22 protein-coding genes are annotated in these 17731 nt (G+C 75.0%); 11 read left to right on the top strand and 11 right to left on the bottom strand.

The genetic code is table 11. The features are described 5' to 3' along the window. Positions 1 to 4 precede the first annotated feature (4 nt). Positions 5 to 646, top strand: coding sequence for a LysE family translocator (locus tag ABD254_RS09835; protein WP_344248015.1), 642 nt, complete (start codon positions 5 to 7; stop codon positions 644 to 646). Positions 647 to 705: 59 nt separating this feature from the next. Continuing rightward, on the top strand, positions 706 to 1482 hold the full coding sequence (locus ABD254_RS09830) for a thioesterase family protein (protein WP_344248013.1): 777 nt from the start codon (positions 706 to 708) through the stop codon (positions 1480 to 1482). On the opposite strand, the gene ABD254_RS09825 is transcribed toward ABD254_RS09830, so the two are convergent. Genes ABD254_RS09825 through ABD254_RS09810 form a run of 4 tightly spaced genes read right to left on the bottom strand, consistent with a single transcriptional unit; the run spans position 1483 to position 3801 of the window. Further along, entirely contained in the window at positions 1483 to 2685 is a 1203-nt protein-coding gene (locus tag ABD254_RS09825; RefSeq protein WP_344248011.1) for an MFS transporter, read from the bottom strand. 38 nt (positions 2686 to 2723) lie between these two features. After that, a complete protein-coding gene (locus ABD254_RS09820) occupies positions 2724 to 3092 on the bottom strand; it encodes a YciI family protein (RefSeq protein WP_344248009.1) in 369 nt (122 codons plus the stop codon). 50 nt (positions 3093 to 3142) lie between these two features. Next, entirely contained in the window at positions 3143 to 3436 is a 294-nt protein-coding gene (locus tag ABD254_RS09815; RefSeq protein ID WP_344248007.1) for a DUF4287 domain-containing protein, read from the bottom strand. Beyond that, positions 3436 to 3801 (bottom strand): cupin domain-containing protein, encoded by a 366-nt coding sequence (locus ABD254_RS09810; protein ID WP_344248005.1) that lies wholly within the window; start codon positions 3799 to 3801, stop codon positions 3436 to 3438. Before ABD254_RS09810 ends, ABD254_RS09815 begins: the two co-directional genes overlap by 1 nt. A 262-nt stretch (positions 3802 to 4063) precedes the next feature. Here ABD254_RS09810 and ABD254_RS09805 point away from each other — a divergent pair, with 262 nt between their 5' ends. Together ABD254_RS09805 and ABD254_RS09800 are read left to right on the top strand one after the other, a co-directional pair. Further along, positions 4064 to 5044: an ArsR/SmtB family transcription factor gene (locus ABD254_RS09805; protein WP_344248003.1), complete on the top strand. Its 981-nt coding sequence runs from the start codon at positions 4064 to 4066 to the stop codon at positions 5042 to 5044. A 40-nt stretch (positions 5045 to 5084) separates the two neighbouring features. Continuing rightward, a complete protein-coding gene (locus tag ABD254_RS09800; RefSeq protein ID WP_344248001.1) occupies positions 5085 to 5783 on the top strand; it encodes a TetR/AcrR family transcriptional regulator in 699 nt (232 codons plus the stop codon). Positions 5784 to 5823: 40 nt separating this feature from the next. Here ABD254_RS09800 and ABD254_RS09795 read toward each other — a convergent pair whose 3' ends face one another. Both ABD254_RS09795 and ABD254_RS09790 read right to left on the bottom strand, forming a co-directional pair. Next, a complete protein-coding gene (locus tag ABD254_RS09795) occupies positions 5824 to 6948 on the bottom strand; it encodes a Gfo/Idh/MocA family protein (protein WP_344247999.1) in 1125 nt (374 codons plus the stop codon). Further along, positions 6945 to 7760 (bottom strand): sugar phosphate isomerase/epimerase family protein, encoded by an 816-nt coding sequence (locus ABD254_RS09790; protein WP_344247997.1) that lies wholly within the window; start codon positions 7758 to 7760, stop codon positions 6945 to 6947. The genes ABD254_RS09795 and ABD254_RS09790 overlap by 4 nt, the downstream gene beginning before the upstream one ends. Before the next feature lie 225 nt (positions 7761 to 7985). Between ABD254_RS09790 and ABD254_RS09785 the strand changes: the two genes are divergently transcribed. Continuing rightward, positions 7986 to 8402: a VOC family protein gene (locus tag ABD254_RS09785; RefSeq protein WP_344247995.1), complete on the top strand. Its 417-nt coding sequence runs from the start codon at positions 7986 to 7988 to the stop codon at positions 8400 to 8402. Here the strand turns inward: ABD254_RS09785 and ABD254_RS09780 are convergent. Further along, positions 8392 to 9612 carry an MFS transporter gene (locus tag ABD254_RS09780; protein ID WP_344247993.1) on the bottom strand — a complete coding sequence of 407 codons (1221 nt, stop codon included), beginning with the start codon at positions 9610 to 9612 and terminating at the stop codon, positions 8392 to 8394. The two genes, ABD254_RS09785 and ABD254_RS09780, sit on opposite strands and share 11 nt — an antisense overlap. A 63-nt stretch (positions 9613 to 9675) precedes the next feature. Between ABD254_RS09780 and ABD254_RS09775 the strand changes: the two genes are divergently transcribed. After that, complete coding sequence (locus ABD254_RS09775) at positions 9676 to 10383, top strand: DUF6226 family protein (RefSeq protein ID WP_344247991.1); 708 nt, start codon at positions 9676 to 9678, stop codon at positions 10381 to 10383. 18 nt (positions 10384 to 10401) lie between these two features. Here the strand turns inward: ABD254_RS09775 and ABD254_RS09770 are convergent, their stop codons facing one another. From ABD254_RS09770 to ABD254_RS09760, 3 genes are all read right to left on the bottom strand, one after another. Continuing rightward, entirely contained in the window at positions 10402 to 10734 is a 333-nt protein-coding gene (locus ABD254_RS09770; RefSeq protein WP_344247990.1) for a hypothetical protein, read from the bottom strand. Then, positions 10689 to 11345: a hypothetical protein gene (locus tag ABD254_RS09765; protein WP_344247989.1), complete on the bottom strand. Its 657-nt coding sequence runs from the start codon at positions 11343 to 11345 to the stop codon at positions 10689 to 10691. The genes ABD254_RS09770 and ABD254_RS09765 overlap by 46 nt, the downstream gene beginning before the upstream one ends. Positions 11346 to 11419: 74 nt before the next feature. Further along, on the bottom strand, positions 11420 to 12109 hold the full coding sequence (locus ABD254_RS09760; RefSeq protein ID WP_344247987.1) for a hypothetical protein: 690 nt from the start codon (positions 12107 to 12109) through the stop codon (positions 11420 to 11422). A gap of 89 nt (positions 12110 to 12198) precedes the next feature. On the opposite strand from ABD254_RS09760, the gene ABD254_RS09755 reads away from it, so the two are divergent. Then, the gene (locus ABD254_RS09755; RefSeq protein ID WP_344247985.1) at positions 12199 to 12963 is read left to right on the top strand and encodes a GTP pyrophosphokinase; all 765 of its coding nucleotides are present in this window, start codon (positions 12199 to 12201) and stop codon (positions 12961 to 12963) included. Between the two features lie 175 nt (positions 12964 to 13138). After that, positions 13139 to 14278, top strand: a complete 1140-nt coding sequence (locus ABD254_RS09750) for an FAD-dependent monooxygenase (protein WP_344247983.1) — start codon at positions 13139 to 13141, stop codon at positions 14276 to 14278. A 35-nt stretch (positions 14279 to 14313) separates the two neighbouring features. Here the strand turns inward: ABD254_RS09750 and ABD254_RS21435 are convergent, their stop codons facing one another. Continuing rightward, entirely contained in the window at positions 14314 to 15069 is a 756-nt protein-coding gene (locus ABD254_RS21435) for a helix-turn-helix domain-containing protein (RefSeq protein ID WP_425553704.1), read from the bottom strand. A gap of 237 nt (positions 15070 to 15306) precedes the next feature. Here ABD254_RS21435 and ABD254_RS09730 point away from each other — a divergent pair, with 237 nt between their 5' ends. From ABD254_RS09730 to ABD254_RS09720, 3 genes are all read left to right on the top strand, one after another. Further along, on the top strand, positions 15307 to 15969 hold the full coding sequence (locus ABD254_RS09730; RefSeq protein WP_344247981.1) for a DUF4097 family beta strand repeat-containing protein: 663 nt from the start codon (positions 15307 to 15309) through the stop codon (positions 15967 to 15969). A 69-nt stretch (positions 15970 to 16038) separates the two neighbouring features. Further along, positions 16039 to 16851 carry an ABC transporter ATP-binding protein gene (locus ABD254_RS09725; RefSeq protein WP_344247979.1) on the top strand — a complete coding sequence of 271 codons (813 nt, stop codon included), beginning with the start codon at positions 16039 to 16041 and terminating at the stop codon, positions 16849 to 16851. Further along, complete coding sequence (locus tag ABD254_RS09720) at positions 16848 to 17681, top strand: ABC transporter permease (protein ID WP_344247977.1); 834 nt, start codon at positions 16848 to 16850, stop codon at positions 17679 to 17681. The genes ABD254_RS09725 and ABD254_RS09720 overlap by 4 nt, the downstream gene beginning before the upstream one ends. Positions 17682 to 17731: the final 50 nt, after the last annotated feature.

Here is a 17731-nt window from a genome sequence, read left to right as displayed (position 1 = left end):
AACCGTGCCGCAGACGGACTCGCTCCTCGCCTTCGCCCTCGCCTCGGTCGTCCTGATCGCGGTCCCGGGGCCCAGCGTGCTGTTCGTGGTCGGCCGCTCCCTGTCGCTGGGCCGACGGGGCGGGCTGCTGAGCGTGGTCGGCAACGAGCTGGGGTCGCTGGTCCCGATCACCGCGGTGGCCCTCGGCGTCGGCGCCGTCGTCGCGCAGTCGATCGTGCTGTTCACGGTCGTGAAGCTGCTCGGCGCCTCCTACCTGGCGTACCTCGGCGTCCAGGCCATCCGGCACCGCCGTGACGGGACGGACGTCGGCGCCGACCCGCGGGCGCGGCCCGCCTCGTCGTGGACGACGCTGCGGCAGGGCTTCGTCGTCGGTGCGACCAACCCGAAGACGATCGTGTTCTTCGTCGCCGCGCTGCCCCAGTTCGTCGACTTCCACGCGGGCGCCGTGCCGGTGCAGATGCTGGCGCTCGGCCTGGTGTTCGCGATGATCGCCCTGGTGTGCGACGGCGCGTGGGCGCTGCTCGCCGGGTCGGCCCGGGCCTGGTTCGCGCGGTCGCCGCGCCGCCTCTCGACGATCCGCGCCACCGGCGGCGGGATGATGATCGGCCTCGCCGGCACCCTCGCCCTGGCCCAGAACAAGGCCTGAGCCGTGCCGGCGGTCTCCCTGACAGGATGGCGGTCTCCCCCCACGAAGGACGGACGACGATGGCCTACTTCCGCCGCACCGGCGCGACGACGTTCCACCCCACCCCGCACGTGGGCGGCGCCTGGAAGACCGACGAGCAGCACGTCGCGCCGACGCTCGGCCTGCTCACGCACCTGGTGGAGACCGACCGGGAGCGGCGCGGCCGCGACGACCTGGCGGCCACGCGGCTGACGTTCGACATCTGGGGGCCGTACCCGCTCGAGGAGATGACCACCGACGTGCGGGTGCTGCGACCCGGCCGTGGCGTCGAGCTCGTCGAGGCCGAGGTGGCGTGCGGCGGGCGCCGGGTCGTGACGCTGCGCGCCTGGCTCACCGCCGTCGGCGACACCCGCGCCCTGGCCGGTGGCGCGCCCGCGCCCGTGCCAGGCCCCGACGCCCACGCTGCGTGGCGCCCCAGCACCGACTGGCCGGGAGCCTTCGTCGAGTCGATCGACGTGCGCCGCACGCTTGCCGCGCCGGGCCGGGGCACCGTGTGGGTGCGCACCGGCCACGAGCTCGTCGAGGACGAGAAGGTGGGCGGCCTCGCCCGGACGGCGGGCCTGCTCGACGTCGCCAACGGCATGACGGTGCGCGCCGACCCCCGCCGGGTCGCGTTCCCCAACGTCGACCTGTCGGCGCACCTGCACCGCGCGCCCGGGGGCGGCTGGCTCGGCCTCGACACCACGGTCACCTTCGGCGATGCCGGGGCCGGGCTCACCAGCAGCGTGCTGCACGACGAGCGCGGCGCCTTCGGGGTCCTCGCGCAGGGGCTCGTGGTGCGCGGGCTCGACGCGTGATCAGCGCCGCGGTCGGGTGAGGAGGACGGCGACGGCCGCGACGACGCACACCGCGGCCGTCGTGAGCAGCCCCACGGAGAAGCTGGTCCCCGCGGCGACGAACCCGACGACGAGGGAACCGAGCCCGGTGCCGGCGTCGAACCCGATGTTCCACACGGCGCTCGCCGTGGGGTGCTGCCGCTGCGGCACGGCCGCGAACGCCGCGACGAGGGTGAGGTTCTGCAGGCTGCCGTAGGAGACCCCGACGATCGTCATGCCGAGCACGAGCACGGCGGGCCCGGCGCCGCCGTCGGCGATCGCCCCCGCACACAGCACCAGCCCGCCGGCGCAGACGGCGAGCAGGGGGGCAAGGAACACCCGCGGGCCGTACCGGTCCGCGAACCCGCCCACGAGCCAGCGCGAGAGCGCCGTCGCGGCCGTGAAGCCGAGCAGGCCCGCCGCCGCGGTGCCCGCGTCGCCGGCGAACTGCGGGGCGAAGGTCAGCAGGGCACCGCCCGGCGTCGTCACGGCCAGCAGCACCAGCGACGGCATCGCCAGGCTCCGCAGGGTGCTCGCCCGCCCGGCGGCGGTCGTCGCGGCCCCGGCACGGGTGTCCGCGTGCGCCTCCGCCGCGGAGACGGCGTCGAGCCGCCGTCCCAGCGCCGCCGCGAACGGGACGGCCAGCACCGGGAGGGCGCCCAGGGCGAAGACGACGCGGAAGTCCAGCGCCTCGGCGACCCATGCGGCACTCGGCACGAGCACGAGCTGCGGGAAGGCGATCGACAGGCCGTACAGCCCGATCGCCCGGCCGTGCCGAGGCCCGTCCACGAGCGCCGCCACGGCGCTCGACCCGCAGACCGTGAGCACCGCGAACCCCGTGCCGCGCACCGCGGACAGCGCCAGCAACCACGCGAGCTGGTCGGTGGCCATGAAGGCCAGCGACGGCGCACCGAGCAGCAGCACTCCGGCGACCATCGTGAGCCGCCACCCCACCCGGCGCAGCAGCCACGGCACCGTCGTCTGGGTGAGGACGGTCGCGAGCATGAGGACGGCGTTGACCAGGCCGGCGCCGCTCTCGCCCGCCCCGCCCCGCACCGCCCACAGCGGCGCGGTCGGCAGCAGCAGCGCGTACCCGGAGAAGCCCAGCGCGGACATCGCCAGCAGCGGCCGGAACCCCGGCACTCGAGCGACGGACGACGAGGACGACGGGGCGGGGCGGCGCATCCTCGGCAACCTACCCGCCCCGGCCCCGGAGCGGGGGATCAGCCCGCCGGCGGCTCCTGCAGGGCGCGCACCTCGATGCGGGCCCGCAACGCGCGGGCGGCCCGGGTCGCCCACTCGACGGCGGCGGCCTCGTCCGCCACCTCGATCAACCAGAACCCGCCGACGTACTCCGGGGCCTCGACGAACGGGCCGTCCGTGACCACGGGCTCGACCCCGGTGGCGTCGACCGTCTTCGCCGACGACGGCGGGTGCAGACCGCCCAGGAACAGCAGCGCGCCGGACTCCTGGAGCGCGGTGTTGAACTCGCCGACGGCCGCCATCACGGCCTCCAGCTCGGCGGGGTCCATCGACGCCATCGTCGGTTCCTCGGCGGAGTCGTGCGGCAGGGTCAGGAAGTACTGGGTCACGGTTCACCCTCCTCGGCATCGGTGTGACCCGGGCCACATTACCGACGCGATCACCAGTCCGCGGGAATGGTGTCCTTGCCGTCGAGCCACAGCCGGTCGCTCGCGTCGCGGTGCGAGCCGCTGGAGCCGACGTGCTTGCCCCCGATCCGGTCGCCCTTGGTGACGACGTGCGTGACAGCCATCGCGTGGCCGTGCCCGAGCCCGTACGTCTCCTTGAGCCACGCGACGACGGGCGTCGACTTGCTGCCGGGGCCGAAGCCCTGCTCCGCGGCGGCGTCGACGAGCTGGCGCGGGGTGAGCCCCGTCTTCGTCTCGACGGCGTCGAGGTAGGCCTGGAAGGACATCAGCGGCTCTCCTGGGTCTCGTGCTGCGGGGTCAGGTTCTGCTGGATCATCGTGCCCGACGCGTGGATGCACATCATGCGCAGCGCGCCGGTCCCGGAGTTGGTGAAGCCGTGCCACGTGTCGGGCCCGACGACGGCGGTGTCGCCGGTGCGGGCGACGACCGTCTCGTCGCCGATCCGGATCGTCGCCTCCCCGTCGAGCACGTTCCAGGTCTCGCTGTACGGGTGCCGGTGCAGGCCCGGGCCCTGGCCGGGGTCGTTGGTGACGAGGAAGAACGAGACGCCCGAGCCGTGGGGCTCGCCCTCGAAGCGCAGCGTGCGCGAGCCCTCGATCCGGATCGCGTCCGCGGGTACCACCGTGGTCATGCTTCCTCCTGCGGGTCGGCCGACGCCGGGGCGGCGTCGGTGCGACCAGCCTCGCGAGGGACCGGCGGGTCCACGACCCTTTCGACGAGCGTCGAAAGGTCGGCGCGCTCGAGCTACGGCGGGATGTCGGTGGTCGGCCTCCCCGACGACCTGCTCGTGGACTGGTTCGCGCCCGCCACCTGGGACCGGCGGATCCGCCGCGCTCGTCGGCGAGTTCGCGGCGCAGCGCGTCCAGCGGCGACGGCGCCGCTACCGTGTCGCCGTGCAGCGCAACATCGCGGAGTTCCGCCTCGCGCCGGGCGACGTGTCGGCGATCCGGTTCGGCGTCTCCCCCGGTCACGAGCTCGCGCACGCCGTCCGGGTGCTGAGCCGGCCGCAGTACCACCCGCTGCAGTGGGGCTGGCTGCGCCGGGCCCGGGGGCAGGTCCCGGAGCGGGCGTTCGAGCTGATGCAGCTGCTGATCGGCGCGGACGGGTACATGCCGGACTTCCTCACCTCGACGCCCGGCTGGGACCTCGGGCCGGCCGAGGAGCTGGAGCGGCTCCGGGATGCCGACCCGGGGCCGATGCGGGTCGACCTGCGCAAGCGCGTCGACCGCACGAGCGGCACCGGGCAGCGACTGCTGCGCGCGATGGCCGACGACCCGGAGGGCGCGCGTGCCGCCGTCGCGGACGCCTGGGAGCAGTGCTGGGACGCGCTGCTCGCCCCGTACTGGCCACAGCTCGAACGCCTCCTGCGCGCCGACATCGGCGCCCGGTCGCGCCGCACGACGACACACGGCCTGGGCGAGATGGTCGAGACCCTGCACGAGGCGGTGAGCTGGGCGCCCGACGCCGTGCGGGTGCGGCTGCGGCTGCACGGCGAGGTGCTGGACTGCGCGGGCAGCGGCCTCGTGCTCGTGCCGTCCGTGATGGCGCCACGGTGCTCCGTCGTGACCGAGCCGCCCGCGCAGCCCACCCTCTTCTACCCGGCGCTCGGCCTCTCGGAGCGCTGGGTCGACAACGCCGCCGACCCGTCCGACACGCTCGCCGGCCTGCTCGGGGCCGGCCGCGCGGGGGTGCTGCTCGCGCTCCGGGGACCGCTGACGACGAGCGAGGTCGCCGCGGCCGGCGGGCTCGCCGTCTCGACGGCGTCCCACCACCTGGCGCTGCTGCGCGCGGCCCGGCTCGTCGACTCGCGGCGCGACGGCGCGAGCGTCCTGCACGTGCGCACCCCGCTCGGCGAGGCGCTCGTCGGCGCGTGACGCCTGCGGGCACGCCGGGTCCGCTCCGTACGATGACCGCATGGTGAACCCGGAAGGCGGCGCGGGGCCGGTGGGTCGAGCTCCCGGGCGCTCGTACCGGCAGGCCGCGGAGCGACGCGCGGAGATCCTCGAGCGAGCGATCGAGCTGTTCGCCGAGCACGGCATGGACACGTCGCTCCGGGCGATCGGCGAGTCGATCGGGGTGTCGCACGCCGCGCTGCGCTACTACTTCGCCTCGCGCGACGAGCTCCTCATCGAGGTCTACCGGCAGCACGAGGCGCGGGAGGACGAGGCCAAGAAGGACGCGGCCGACGAGGCCGACGAGGACGACGAGGACGAGCCGAGCGGTACGCAGGACGTCGCCGCCGTCGCGGTGATGGAGCGCAGCGCGGAGCGCAACCGGTCGATCCCGGGCCTCGTCGAGCTGTACGCGACGCTCACGACCGACGCCCTGCAGGGCGCAAAGCACCCGCTGACCAGGGAGTTCGTCGTCGAACGGTTCCGCCGGGTCCGGGCGGACCTCGTCGAGCGCATCGCGGCCGGGCAGCGGGCCGGGAGCGTCGCGGCGGACGTCGACCCCCAGGACGCCGCCGCCCTCGTGATCGCCGCGTCGGACGGGCTGCAGCTGCAGTGGCTGCTCGACCCGGACGCCGTCGACGTCCGCCGGTCCCTGGCGATCCTCGAGCGCGTGCTGCCCGGGGACGACGCCGGCGCGGCCGGGCGGGACGGGCCCGCCTGACCGCGCCGGTGCGCGTGGGTGCCGGATGGCGCGGGCGGCCTCAGACGGCCGCCGGCACCCCCAGCGTCGCGACCGCCGGGTCCCAGCCCTCGGGCAGCGGCGCGACCGGGTCCACGACGGACGCCACGTCGACCGCCGCGCCGCTGTCCGCGGCGTCGCGGATCGCGAGCAGCACGTCGAGCACGTGCGACGCCAGCGCTCCCGACGCCCGCTCGGGCTCGCCGGCCCGGATCGAGCGGACCAGGTCGACGACACCGGCCCCGCGCCCGTAGGCGGCACCCTCGGCGGGCAGCACGACGGGCTCGGCCCGCCCCGTCGTCCACAGCGTGCTCTCCCCGTCGAAGTTGTTGGGGTCGGGCAGCACGATCGTGCCCTCGGTGCCGTTGATTTCCACGAACCCCGCCCGGGGCAGCGCGTGCTGGAACGAGAAGGTCGACTGGGCCGAGCCGCCCCCGTCGAACTGGATCAGCGCGGCGTGGTGCGTCGGGACCTCGACGTCGAAGACCTGGCCCGCCAGCGGGCCGGAGCCGACCGTGCGGGTGCGGTGCGACGTCGACGAGACGGCCTGCACCCGGGACGCCGAGCCCAGCACGTGCACCAGCGTCGTCACGTAGTACGGGCCCATGTCGAACAGCGGCCCGGCGCCGAGCCCGTACAGGAAGCTCGGGTTCGGGTGCCACGCCTCCGGGCCGGGCACGTGGAACATGGTCGTGGCGGTCAGCGGCTCGCCGATGTCGCCGCGCGCGACGGCGCGCAGCGCCGTCTGGACCCCGGCGCCGAGCACGGTGTCGGGCGCGCAGGCGACCCGCAGCCCGGCGGCCTCGGCGTCGGCGAGCAGCGCGGCGGCGCCGTCGTGGTCCAGGGCCACCGGCTTCTCGCTCCACACGTGCTTGCCGGCCGCCAGGATCCGGCGGGTGACCTCGGTGTGCACGGCCGGGACGGTGAGGTTGAGGACCACCTCGACGTCGTCGCGGGCCAGCAGCTCGTCGGTCGTGCCCGACGCGCCGACGCCGTACGCCGACGCCTGGGCGGCGGCCCGGTCGACGTCGAGGTCGGCGACGAAGCGCACGTCGACGTCGGCGAACCGCGTGAGGTTCTGCAGGTACTGGTCGGAGATGTTCCCCGCCCCGATCAGGCCGACGCCGGCCACGCCGTCGCGGGTCACCGGTCGTTCTCCTGCAGCCACGCGAGCGAGGTGGCGATGCCCTCGAAGACGTCGCCGGAGTACGAGTCGAACTCGACCACCCGGAGGGCCTGCGGCGCCGCGGCGAGGACCGACGGGACGTCGACGTCGCCCTGCCCGGCCGGGGTCTGGTTCTCGTAGGCCGCCTGGAGGGCGTCCGGCACGACGAGCGCGCTCTCGCTGGACGGCAGCACCGTCGCGATGTCGCCGGACACCTTCCCGTCCTTGACGTGGATCGCGACGACGCGGTCCCCGAGGGACCGCAGGACGGCCGGGGCGTCGGCCCCGCCGACCGTCGCCCAGAACGTGTCGACCTCGAGCACGGCCTCCGGCGCGAGGTGCTCGGCGAAGATCTCGAACACGGCGCGGCCGTCGACCTTGTTCGCGAACTCCCACTGGTGGTTGTGGTAGCCGAAGCGCAGGCCGCGGGCCGCCGCCCGGACGGTGAGCTCGTTGACGCGGTCCGCGAGCCGCTTCGCGTCGTCGGCGGTCTGCCAGCGCTCGGTCGGCACGAACGGGTCGATGACGATCCCGATGCCGAGCCGGGCCGCGGCGTCGAGCACGACGTCGGGCTCCGCGGCGTCGATGACGGGCGCGTGGCCCGACGGCGCGGTGACGCCGGCGTCGGCGAACGCCTTGGCGTAGTCGTCGGCGCGCTCGTGGAACGCGTACGGCTCCACCTGCGTGAAGCCGACCTCGGCCACGCGCGCCACCGCGCCGGCCAGGTCGGCGGCGATGGCGTCGCGCACCGAATAGAGCTGCACGGAGGTCGGCCGCGCTGTGGTCTTCGACATGGAGAACTCCCTCGTTTCCGCTCGTCCTGCCCCGGACGCCCTTGCCCGTCGGGGGCTTCGCGTCGAGCCTACCCAGAGAATCTTCCATTGGAAGAATGATTCACCCCGTGGCGGTCCGCCAGGGGGCGGCGAGCCCGGCCGCGCGGGAGGAACCTGGAGGGGTCCGGCGCCGCGCAGCGAGCCTCGTCGTGCTGTCGCCGGCGGTCACGAGGGAGTGCGACGACCATGGTCACGACACAGCGCGGGTTCTCCAGCTTCTCGGTGGACGACGCCGACGCGGCACGAAAGTTCTACGCGGACACCCTCGGGTTCCGCGTCACCGCCCAGCCCGAGGGGGGCGGCCTGGTGCTGCACCTCGACAGCGGCGCGCACGTGTTCGTCTACGCGAAGGAGGACCACCGGCCCGCGACCTTCACCGTCCTGCACCTGGCGGTGGACGACGTCGACCCGGTGGTCGAGGACCTGACCGCCCAGGGCGTGCCGTTCCAGCGCTACGACGGGTTCGACCAGGACGAGAAGGGGATCGCGCGGGGGTTCATGGAGGGCGGCGACGGCGCCTGGTTCACCGACCCGGCGGGCAACGTCATCGGGCTCATGGACGGCGAGGGGATGAGCGCGCTGCTCGACCAGGTCACGTCCTGACGGCACGCGGGACGCGGCGGCCCTGCAGCACGCCCGCCGCGAGGATCACGATCGCGCCCGCGACCGGGACCACGAGCAGCCCGGCGCGCAGGCTCGACGCATCGGCGACGAGGCCGACGACCGGCGGCGAGAGCAGGAACCCGAGCCGCATCAGCCACGACACCACCGTCAGGCCGGTGCCCGCGCGCAGGCCGGGCAGCTCGTCGGCCTCGTGCATCGCCGCCGGGACGAGGGTCGCGACGCCGAAGCCCGCCGCGGCGAACCCGGCGATCGTGCCGGGCACCGTGGGGAACGCGAGCGCCAGGCCCATGCCGACGGCGACGAGCAGCCCGCCCGCGCGGGCGACGGCCCGCTGGCCGAAGCGGTCGACGAGCCGGTCCCCGAGCATCCGGCCCACGAACTGCGCGCCCACGAGCGCGACGTACCCGGCGGCCGCGAGCGCCGCCGGCGCCCCGAGCGCGCCCGCCGCGTACACCGCGGCCCACGTGCTGCCGGCATCCTCCACGAGCGCCCCCGCCACCGCGATGAGCACGAGGGCCGCGAGCACGAGCCCCGTCCGCACCCGCGAGACCGCGACCGCCGGCGCGACACCGCGCACGGACGGGCCGTCGTCGTCCGCCTCGCCGTCGAGGCCCGGGAGGCAGTACCGCAGGGCGACGACGGCGACCGCGGAGAACAGCGCCCCGGTGACGGCGAGGTGCACGGGCCGGGACAGGCCGAGCGCGATCGCGCCCGCGGCCATCGACCCACCGACGACGGCGCCGATCGACCACACCGCGTGGAACGAGTTGATGATCGAGCGTCCGTAGCGGCGCTGGACCCGCAGGCCGTGGGCGTTCTGCGCGACGTCGGTGATCGAGTCCATGGCGCCGCCGACGAACAGCAGCGGGATCAGGAGCGCGAGCGCCGGGGCGCTCGCGGCGGCGAAGACGCAGACCGCGGTGAGCACCGTGCTCGCCACCGCCACGCGCGCCGACCCGAACCGCCGCACCAGCACGGCCGCGGCGAGCCCCGCCGCGATCGCGCCCGCCGGGAAGGCGGCCACCGTCAGCCCGTACGTCGCGTTGGTGAGCCCCAGGTCGGCCTTGATCTCCGGGAACCGGGGCACGAGGTTGGCGAACAGCGCCCCGTTGGTGAAGAACAGGGCGCCCACCGCGGCGCGCGCCCGGCGCTCGGCGATGTCCGGGCGCGCCGGGGTGTCGACAGTCATGCGCCCGATCGTACGCCCGCGTGTGTACGGTCGTACACACGCGGGCGGTCGTAGGGTCGGCGCGTGAACCTCGACGACCTGGTGGCCCGCGTCGACGCGGCGTACGCCCGTGGAGACCTGCCCTCCTGGCCGCCGCCGAGGCCCGAGGGCGCCGAGGTGAGCGAGGCGGAGTACTCGCGCGTCACCGACCCCGCGAAGTACCGCGTCGTGCACGCCCGGGCCCGCGCCTGGGCGCAGGTGCTCGGCGCGCTGCCCGGCGTCCGGGTCGAGGAGCTGGGGCCGGTCGACGGCGTCCGTGCCGACGGCACCCGCGAGCCCGGCCGGTTCTCCCGCGGGACCCGGGTCGCGTCGTCGCGGCCGGGCACGCTGCCCCTGCTCCTGCTGGAGGCCGACGGCGGGCCGACCGACCACGGCCCGACCGTGGACCTGCTGCAGGTCGCCGTCGCCTCGCCGGAGCACGCCCTCGACGAGCAGCCCGACTGCGGGTGCGACGCCTGCGACTTCGGCTCCGCCGACCTGCTCGGCGCCGTCGACCAGGAGGTCGTGCGGGTCGTCGGCGGCCCGCTCGTCGCGCTGCGCGGCCGCGACTGGTCGGCGACGTGGTCCCCCGACGCGGGCGGCATGACCGGGGAGCCGCGGGACGACCCGCGCTTCCGTGGCCGCCGGGGCTTCAGCGAGACGATGCGTGCCTGCCGGGCGCTGGCCGAGGGCCGCGAGGTGGCGCTGCCCCGCGGCACCGCCGCCGTCGTCGGCCGGGCGTGGTTCGAGTAGACCCGCGCCGGGTGGCGGTCATGACGTCGGCGACGCCCGCAGCTCCGCGAGCCGCTCGGTCGACACGCACGAGACGAGGCACCGCTCCTTGCGGTTCTCCAGCAGCCGCGCCGTGAAGCTCGTGAGGCCGCCGTCGCCGAGGTCGACGGCTCCGTCGTCCGCCGTGAGGGCCAGCGCGAGCCCGTCGTAGTAGCCACGCCCCTTCTCGCGGGCCGCGTCGAGGACGGCGGGGACGACGTCGTGCGCCACGGCGGGCAGGACGGTGTCGGCGAGGCGCTCGGCCACGGCGCCGTCCGCCCAGGCCGTCAGCTCGACGCGGGGCCGCCGGTGGGCGATCGTGCGGCCGAGCACGTCCTGCCAGTACCGCACGTGCCGGACGAGCAGGTCCGCCTCGGTGCGCCCCGACCCGGTATCACGGGCGCTCGAGACCAGCACGAACAGCCGGAAGGCGACCCTGCGCCCGGGCCGAAGACCTGCGCCCGCAGCTGGGGCTGGACCGCGGCGAGATGGACCGCCTCGTCGCGCGGCCGTTCGGCGCGGCGCGCTGCGGCCTCGACGGCGAGCGCGTTGGTGGAGTCGCTCACGACCTCCGTGAGTCGCATCGTCGTGACGACGCGGTGCTGGCTGACCGGCGCGAGCGCGGCCACCGTCCCGAGGGGCGCGACCGGGGAGAGCTCGACGCCGTCGAACGCGTCGGGCAGGGCGTCCCACAGCGCGGCCTCGAGCGCGGCGAGCCGGCGGGGGTCGGACGCGCCGGGCCGCACCAGCCGGTCCTGGCGCCAGCGGGCGAGCACCTCGGCGGGCCGGATCGCGCCCGCGCGGGCGGCGGCGACGTCGAGCAGCAGCGTCCGCAGGTCCGCGGCGGGAAGCCGCGACTCCAGCAGGGCGCGGACGTCGTCCGGCACGTCGCGCCACACGCGGACGGAGGCGCCGGACCTCGGGTTGCCGTCGTCGGGCCGCATCGCGCCATCGAAGCACGGCCGGCCCCGGACGGTCACGGGGATACGGCGCCCGTCAGGCGCCCGTCAGGCGCCCGTCAGGCGCCCGTCACGTACTCGTACCAGGCCAGGCCGGAGTCGTCGATCGCGCGGAGCGTCTCGTCGTCCAGCGGCACGATCCGCGAGGTCGCCCCCGTCCCGACCGCGTCGGGCTCCGCTGGCACCTTCGTCGCGACGACCATCTGCCACACCTCCTCGGTGGTGACGTCGTCCTCCGAGCCGTGACCGTCCCTCGTGCCGGAGACGTGCACGCACGCGCGCACGAGGATCTCGTCGCCCTCGTCGTCGTGCCAGCCCTCGGTCGGGGTGTCGCCGCCGACGCCGTCGTCCTCGCACGGCGCGACGTCGGTGGACGCGAGGTCGGCCGTCTCCGCCTCGGCGGCGACCAGATCCGCGAGCTGGCGCTTCGCCTCGGCGGTCAGCACCTCCGAGTGGTCGCCGGTCGTGAAGTCCGCGACGATCTCGTCGGCCGTGAGGCCGGTGTGGTCCAGCCGTCTCGTCTGGTCGGCGTACCGCAGGGTGGTCGGCGCGGCGGCGGCCAGCGCCGTCGCCACGATCTGGGCGGCGTAGGCGGGCGTCGTGGACAGCACCGGATGGTCGGCGGGGAGCTCGCTGAACCGCGAGCCGGACGACGGCCCGGGGGGCGACGCCGTCGGCGCGCACGCCGCCAGCAGCAGGCACACGGCGGCGGCCCACGCGGGAGCGCCCACGACGCCCTGACGGTTCACGCCGTCATCATGGCAGGCCGTGTCCGCCCGGTCCCGGCGAAGGCTCGTATCCTCGAACTGCGATCCTGCCCGGCGAGCGAGGGGTGCCGATGTCCGACGACGGTTCCGGTCCGGCGTCGCCCCTGCGCCCGGCGGACCACGTGGCCGAGGAGCTGTTCGCGCGCCTGCACGACCTGCCAGGATCGACCGGCCCGGCGAACGCCGCCCACGCGCGGGAGCTGCTCGCCCAGGCGCGCGGCGTCCGCGACGCGTTCACCCGGCTGCTGCTGTCCTACCAGTGCGCGATCGACGAGGTGGCGACGAAGGTCGACATCCTCCGCCGGGACTTCGAGAGCGCCTACGACTACAGCCCGATCGAGCACGTCCGCACGCGGCTGAAGTCCCCGGACAGCCTGCTCGAGAAGGCGCTGCGGCAGGGCACCGACCTGACCGTGCCCGCCGTGCGCGCCGAGATCCGCGACATCGCCGGCATCCGCATCACCTGCAGCTTCGTCTCCGACGTCTACTGGATCGCCGAGATGCTCAGCGCGCAGCCCGACCTGCGCCTCCTGGCGACCAAGGACTACATCGCGAACCCGAAGCCCAACGGCTACCGGTCGCTGCACCTCATCCTCGACGTCCCGGTGTTCCTCTCCGACCGCACGGAGCACGTCCCGGTGGAGCTCCAGATCCGCACGATCGCGATGGACTTCTGGGCGAGCACCGAGCACAAGCTCGCGTACAAGTACCGCACCGACATGCCGCCCGAGCTGGCCGCCGAGCTCGACGACGCCGCCCGCGTCGCCGCGGACCTCGACGCGCGCATGGGGCGTCTGCGCGACCAGGTGCGGCCGTCGCCGCACAGCCCCCGCTAGGCCGGCCGCGTCGGTCGGCCGCGAACGGACGACACGCTCGCGGCAGGCTGTACTGTCGGCGGGGCGGGCACGTTTCTGCAGGTCACAGGATGTATTTCGGCACGACGCCGTCCGCATGCAGATCCCCGGCCCGCCGCACGCGGGCCGGACCGTCCGATGGGGAAGCGAGACGTCGATGCCCGCAGTCCGGTCCGTCCTGGTCGTCGGCGGTGGCGCCGCCGGGTGCGCCACCGCGATCCTGCTCGCCGAGGCCGGCGTGCAGGTCGAGATCGTCGAGTCCCGGCCCGGCGTCCCCGGGGTCGGCTCCGGCATCACCCTGCAGGGCAACGCCCTGCGCGTCCTGCGGGACCTCGGCGTCTGGGAGCCGGTCCGCGAGGCCGGGTACGCCTTCGACTCGCTCGGCATCCGCGCCCCCGACGCCGCCGGGACGCTCGTGGCCGAGATCCCCGACGTCCGCACCGGCGGACCCGACCTGCCCGGCACCCTGGGCATGTCGCGCCCCGCGCTCGCGCGACTCCTGCTCGACCGTGCCGCTGGTGCCGGCGCCACGGTCCGGTTCGGCACCGCCCCCACGGCCCTGCGCCAGGACGGCGACGGCGTCGAGGTGACGTTCTCCGACGGCTCCGGCCGCCGCTACGACCTGGTCGTGGGCGCCGACGGCGTCCGGTCGTGGACGCGGTCCGCGATCGGCATCGCCACCGAACCACGGGCCACGGGCATGGGCATCTGGCGCGCCTCCGTCCCCCGGCCCGCCGGCGTCGTGCGCACGGACCTCACCCACGGCGGCCGCTGCTACATCGCCGGGTACTGCCCGACCGGTGCGGACACCATGTACGCCTACCTCGTCGAGGACGTCCAGGACCGGACCGGCCTCTCCCAGGCCGAGCAGGTCGCCGTCTTCCGCGACCTCGCGGGCGCGTACGGCGGGCCGTGGGACGACATCCGCGAGTGCCTCACCGACGACACCCGCATCAACTACGCCCGGTTCGAGTCCCACGTCGTCGACGCGCCGTGGCACCGCGGGCGGGTCGTCCTCGTCGGCGACGCCGCGCACTCGTGCCCGCCCACCGTCGCCCAGGGGGCGGCCCAGGGGCTGGAGGACGCCGCCGTGCTCGCGGAGCTCCTCCTCGCCGGCGACCGCGTCGACGACGAGCTCCTCGGCCGGTACACCGCGCGGCGAGAACCGCGCGCCCGCGAGGTCGTGGACGCGTCCGTGCAGATCGGGCAGTGGATGCTCGACCGCACACCCCCGGCGGAGGCCGACGTGCCCGGCGTCATGCAGCGCGTCTCCGCCCTCGTGACCGAGCGGCCCTGAGCGAGGCGCGCCCGAGCGGGCCTGCGTCCCGACGCCTACTCCCGGTCGGGGCTCGCCCTGCCGTCGGCGTCCGGGCTCGCCCCGCCCGTGGTGTGGAGGAGCTCGCGCGCCTGCTCGGCCGCGCGGGCGATGCTCTCCCCGACGAACTCGAGGAAGCGGGACATGTTCTCGAGCCGCGCTCCGGTCGGGGACTCGCGCCCGTAGACCCGCACCCCCTGCCGGGCGGTCTCGGCGAGCTGGGCGTTGGTCCGGGCGGCGGCGATCACCGACTGGTACCAGACGTCGCCGTCGGCGACGTAGCGCTCGCGGCGGCCCTCGTCGCGCTCGCGGATGACGAGGCCCTGGCCCTCGAGGTACGCGATCGCCTTCGAGATCGACGACGGGCTGACCTCAAGGCGTCGGGAGAGCTCCGCCGCGGTGAGGCTGCCCGCGTCGGTGGTGAACAGGCAGGTCAGGATGCCCGCGGGGATGCGCGACAGCCCCGACCCCATGAACAGGGTCGTGAACGTCTCCTCGTACTCGCGCACCGCGGTGTCGTCGCGGCCGTGTGCCGGCCGCGGCGCCCTTTCCCCGGTCGGCGCCGTCGCCCGACGGCGGTGTGCGCGGCGCTCCGTGGCGCGCTGGGCCAGGTCGGCGCGGTAGGCGCTCGGCCCGCCGTTGCGCATGACCTCGCGCGTGATCGTCGAGGTCGGTCGGTCCAGGCGCCGGGCGATCTCCGCATAGGCGAGGTCGTCGGACAGCCCGATCGCGATCTGCTGACGTTCCTGCTTGGTGAGCCTTCCTCCAGGCATCGTGCCCTCCCCCCTGCTGCACGGTCCTCTCCACGCTAGCTCGCGTCCCGCGCCTCGTGCAACGCGAACCACGCCGGCCTGTTGCGTTCTCCTGTGACCAGGTGCAACACTTTCTACAGGCTGACCTGGGATGTTATGAGTTCGATGCAACATTGCTGTTGCCAGATCTGCGAACGCAACCGTAGCGTTTCCCATGTCAGAAACACGGAGCACTGCCGAGCACAGGAGCTGAGCACGATGCACACGTTCGACACCCCCACCACCGTCTCCCTCGTCCTCGACGTCCCTGCGGGCCGGATCCAGGTCGTCGCCGCCGATCGCCCCGACACCACGGTCGAGGTCCTTCCCGCCGACGCCTCGAAGGGCCGCGACGTGAAGGCGGCGGAGCGGACCACCGTCGAGTACGCCGCCGGCGTCCTGCGGGTCACGACGCCGGTCGAGCACAAGGTCCTCGGCTCCTCCGGGTCAGTCGAGGTCACGGTCCAGCTGCCCGCGGGCTCGCGGGTCAAGGTCGATGCCGCGGGCGCCGACGTGCGCGGCGTCGGGCGTCTCGGAGAGGTCGCCGTCGACACCGCGGCGGGCACGATCACCCTCGACGAGACGTCGGGCGGTCGGGCCGCCACGCTCGCGGGCGACGTCGAGGTCGGCCGGCTCACCGGCCCTGCCGAGCTCAGCACGGCGAAGGGCGACATCCGCGTCGCCGAGGCGGTGCGCGGCACCGTCACGGCGAGCACCCAGGCCGGCAGCGTGTCGATCGTCGCCGCGGCCGGGGTCTCGGCCACCCTCGACGCCTCCACCGCCCTCGGCCGGATCTCCAACTCGCTCCAGAACTCCGGCACCCCCGAGCTGGAGATCCACGCGACCACCGCCCTCGGCGACATCACCGCCCGCAGCCTCTGAGCGACCACGGCGCCGCACGGCGGCGCCGTGGCCCTCCCCCGCACGCCCGCCATACCGAAGGAGCACCCCATGAGCACCACCGCCCGCGGCCCCGCCATCGAGGTGGCCGGCCTGCGCAAGTCCTACCGGTCCAAGTCCGGCGACCAGCTCGTGCTCGACGGCGTCGACCTGGTCGTCCCGGCCGGCACCGTCACCGCGATGCTCGGCCCCAACGGCGCCGGCAAGACCACCACCGTCGGCGTCCTGTCCACCCTCCTGAAGGCCGACGCCGGCACCGTCCGCGTCGCCGGGCACGACGTCGACCGGGAACCGGACGCCGTCCGCGCCTCCATCGGCGTCACCGGCCAGATCACCGCCGTCGACGAGCTACTGACCGGCGCCGAGAACCTGCGCCTCATGGCCGACCTCAACCACCTCGGCAAGGCGGCCGGCCGCCGTCGGGCCGCCGAGCTGCTCGAGCGCTTCGGCCTCGCGGACGCCGGCGCCAAGCCCGTCGCCACCTACTCCGGCGGCATGAAGCGCAAGCTCGACCTCGCCATGACGCTCGTCGGGTCGCCGTCGGTCGTCTTCCTCGACGAGCCCACCACCGGCCTCGACCCTCGCTCCCGCCGCACCCTGTGGGACGAGGTCCGCGCGCTCGTCGCCGCCGGGACCACCATCCTCCTCACCACGCAGTACCTCGAGGAGGCCGACCAGCTCGCCGACTCCGTCGCCGTCCTGCACGACGGCCGCGTCGTCGCCGAGGGCACCCCCGCCGAGCTCAAGGCCGTGCACGACGCCGGATCGCTCGACGACGTGTTCCTCGCCCTCACCGAACCGCCCACCGAGGCCGACGTCGACCCCGACGCCGACGCCGCGAGCTCGAAGGAGAACGTCCGATGACCGCCATCGCCGCCCCCGCTCCCGTGACCGCGCGCCCGCGCCCGGTCGCCGACGTCCTGACCATGCTGCGCCGCAGCCTGCTGCGCGCGGTGCGTTACCCGGGGCTGACCGTGTTCCTCGTCCTCGGCCCGCTGGTCATGCTGCTGCTGTTCGTGTACGTCTTCGGCGGCGCCTTCGGCGCGGGCGTGGCGCCCGGGGTGGCGCCCGGCGCGGACGGCCGCGCCGCCTACCTCGACTACATCACGCCCACCCTGCTGGTCATCACCGTGGTCGGGGGCGCGACGTCGGTCGCCACCAGCGCCGCCATGGACGCGGCCAGCGGCATCATGGCCCGGTTCAAGACCATGGCGATCGCGCCCGGGTCGGTGCTGTCCGGGATGGTGCTCGGGTTCCTCGTGCAGGCGCTGGCGGCGCTCGTGCTGGTGCTCGGCGCGGCCGTCGCGATGGGCTACCGGCCCGACGCCGACGTCCTGGACTGGCTCGCGCTGCTCGGGCTGTTCGTGCTGCTGGGGTTCGCCCTGAACTGGCTGTGCGTCGCGATGGGCCTGAACGCCCAGAGCGTCGAGACCGCCAGCAACATGCCGCTCATCCTGGTGCTCCTGCCCTTCCTGGGCAGCGGGTTCGTGCCCGTGGAGACCATGCCGACGGCGGTGCGCTGGTTCGCCGAGTACCAGCCGTTCACGCCCATCATCGAGACCGTCCGCGGGCTGCTGGCCGGCGGCGGGCTCGAGGGCGCCGTCGTGGCGCAGGCCCTGGGCTGGATCCTGGCGATCGGCGTCGCAGGGTACGCCTGGGCCCGCTCGCTCTACCGCCGCGAGCGCCGGATCTGAACGACCAACGCACGGACGTCGTGCGGGCCGCACCGGGAACGACCCGGCGC

The sequence above is a fragment of the Isoptericola hypogeus genome, assembly GCF_039531145.1.
In the GTDB taxonomy this organism is placed as follows: Bacteria; Actinomycetota; Actinomycetes; order Actinomycetales; family Cellulomonadaceae; genus Isoptericola; species Isoptericola hypogeus.
This window is presented reverse-complemented; position numbering and strand designations above follow the sequence as displayed.

What these genes read in the sequence shown, in the direction of transcription:
- ABD254_RS21435 (WP_425553704.1), bottom strand. Translation starts at nt 15,069, where the DNA reads ATGCCTGGAGGAAGGCTCACCAAGCAGGAACGTCAGCAGATCGCGATC.
- ABD254_RS09810 (WP_344248005.1), bottom strand. Translation starts at nt 3,801, where the DNA reads ATGACCACGGTGGTACCCGCGGACGCGATCCGGATCGAGGGCTCGCGC.
- ABD254_RS09825 (WP_344248011.1), bottom strand. Translation starts at nt 2,685, where the DNA reads ATGCGCCGCCCCGCCCCGTCGTCCTCGTCGTCCGTCGCTCGAGTGCCG.
- ABD254_RS09785 (WP_344247995.1), top strand. Translation starts at nt 7,986, where the DNA reads ATGGTCACGACACAGCGCGGGTTCTCCAGCTTCTCGGTGGACGACGCC.
- ABD254_RS09750 (WP_344247983.1), top strand. Translation starts at nt 13,139, where the DNA reads ATGCCCGCAGTCCGGTCCGTCCTGGTCGTCGGCGGTGGCGCCGCCGGG.
- ABD254_RS09755 (WP_344247985.1), top strand. Translation starts at nt 12,199, where the DNA reads ATGTCCGACGACGGTTCCGGTCCGGCGTCGCCCCTGCGCCCGGCGGAC.
- ABD254_RS09815 (WP_344248007.1), bottom strand. Translation starts at nt 3,436, where the DNA reads ATGTCCTTCCAGGCCTACCTCGACGCCGTCGAGACGAAGACGGGGCTC.
- ABD254_RS09800 (WP_344248001.1), top strand. Translation starts at nt 5,085, where the DNA reads ATGGTGAACCCGGAAGGCGGCGCGGGGCCGGTGGGTCGAGCTCCCGGG.
- ABD254_RS09790 (WP_344247997.1), bottom strand. Translation starts at nt 7,760, where the DNA reads ATGTCGAAGACCACAGCGCGGCCGACCTCCGTGCAGCTCTATTCGGTG.
- ABD254_RS09730 (WP_344247981.1), top strand. Translation starts at nt 15,307, where the DNA reads ATGCACACGTTCGACACCCCCACCACCGTCTCCCTCGTCCTCGACGTC.
- ABD254_RS09830 (WP_344248013.1), top strand. Translation starts at nt 706, where the DNA reads ATGGCCTACTTCCGCCGCACCGGCGCGACGACGTTCCACCCCACCCCG.
- ABD254_RS09720 (WP_344247977.1), top strand. Translation starts at nt 16,848, where the DNA reads ATGACCGCCATCGCCGCCCCCGCTCCCGTGACCGCGCGCCCGCGCCCG.
- ABD254_RS09765 (WP_344247989.1), bottom strand. Translation starts at nt 11,345, where the DNA reads ATGCGGCCCGACGACGGCAACCCGAGGTCCGGCGCCTCCGTCCGCGTG.
- ABD254_RS09780 (WP_344247993.1), bottom strand. Translation starts at nt 9,612, where the DNA reads ATGACTGTCGACACCCCGGCGCGCCCGGACATCGCCGAGCGCCGGGCG.
- ABD254_RS09725 (WP_344247979.1), top strand. Translation starts at nt 16,039, where the DNA reads ATGAGCACCACCGCCCGCGGCCCCGCCATCGAGGTGGCCGGCCTGCGC.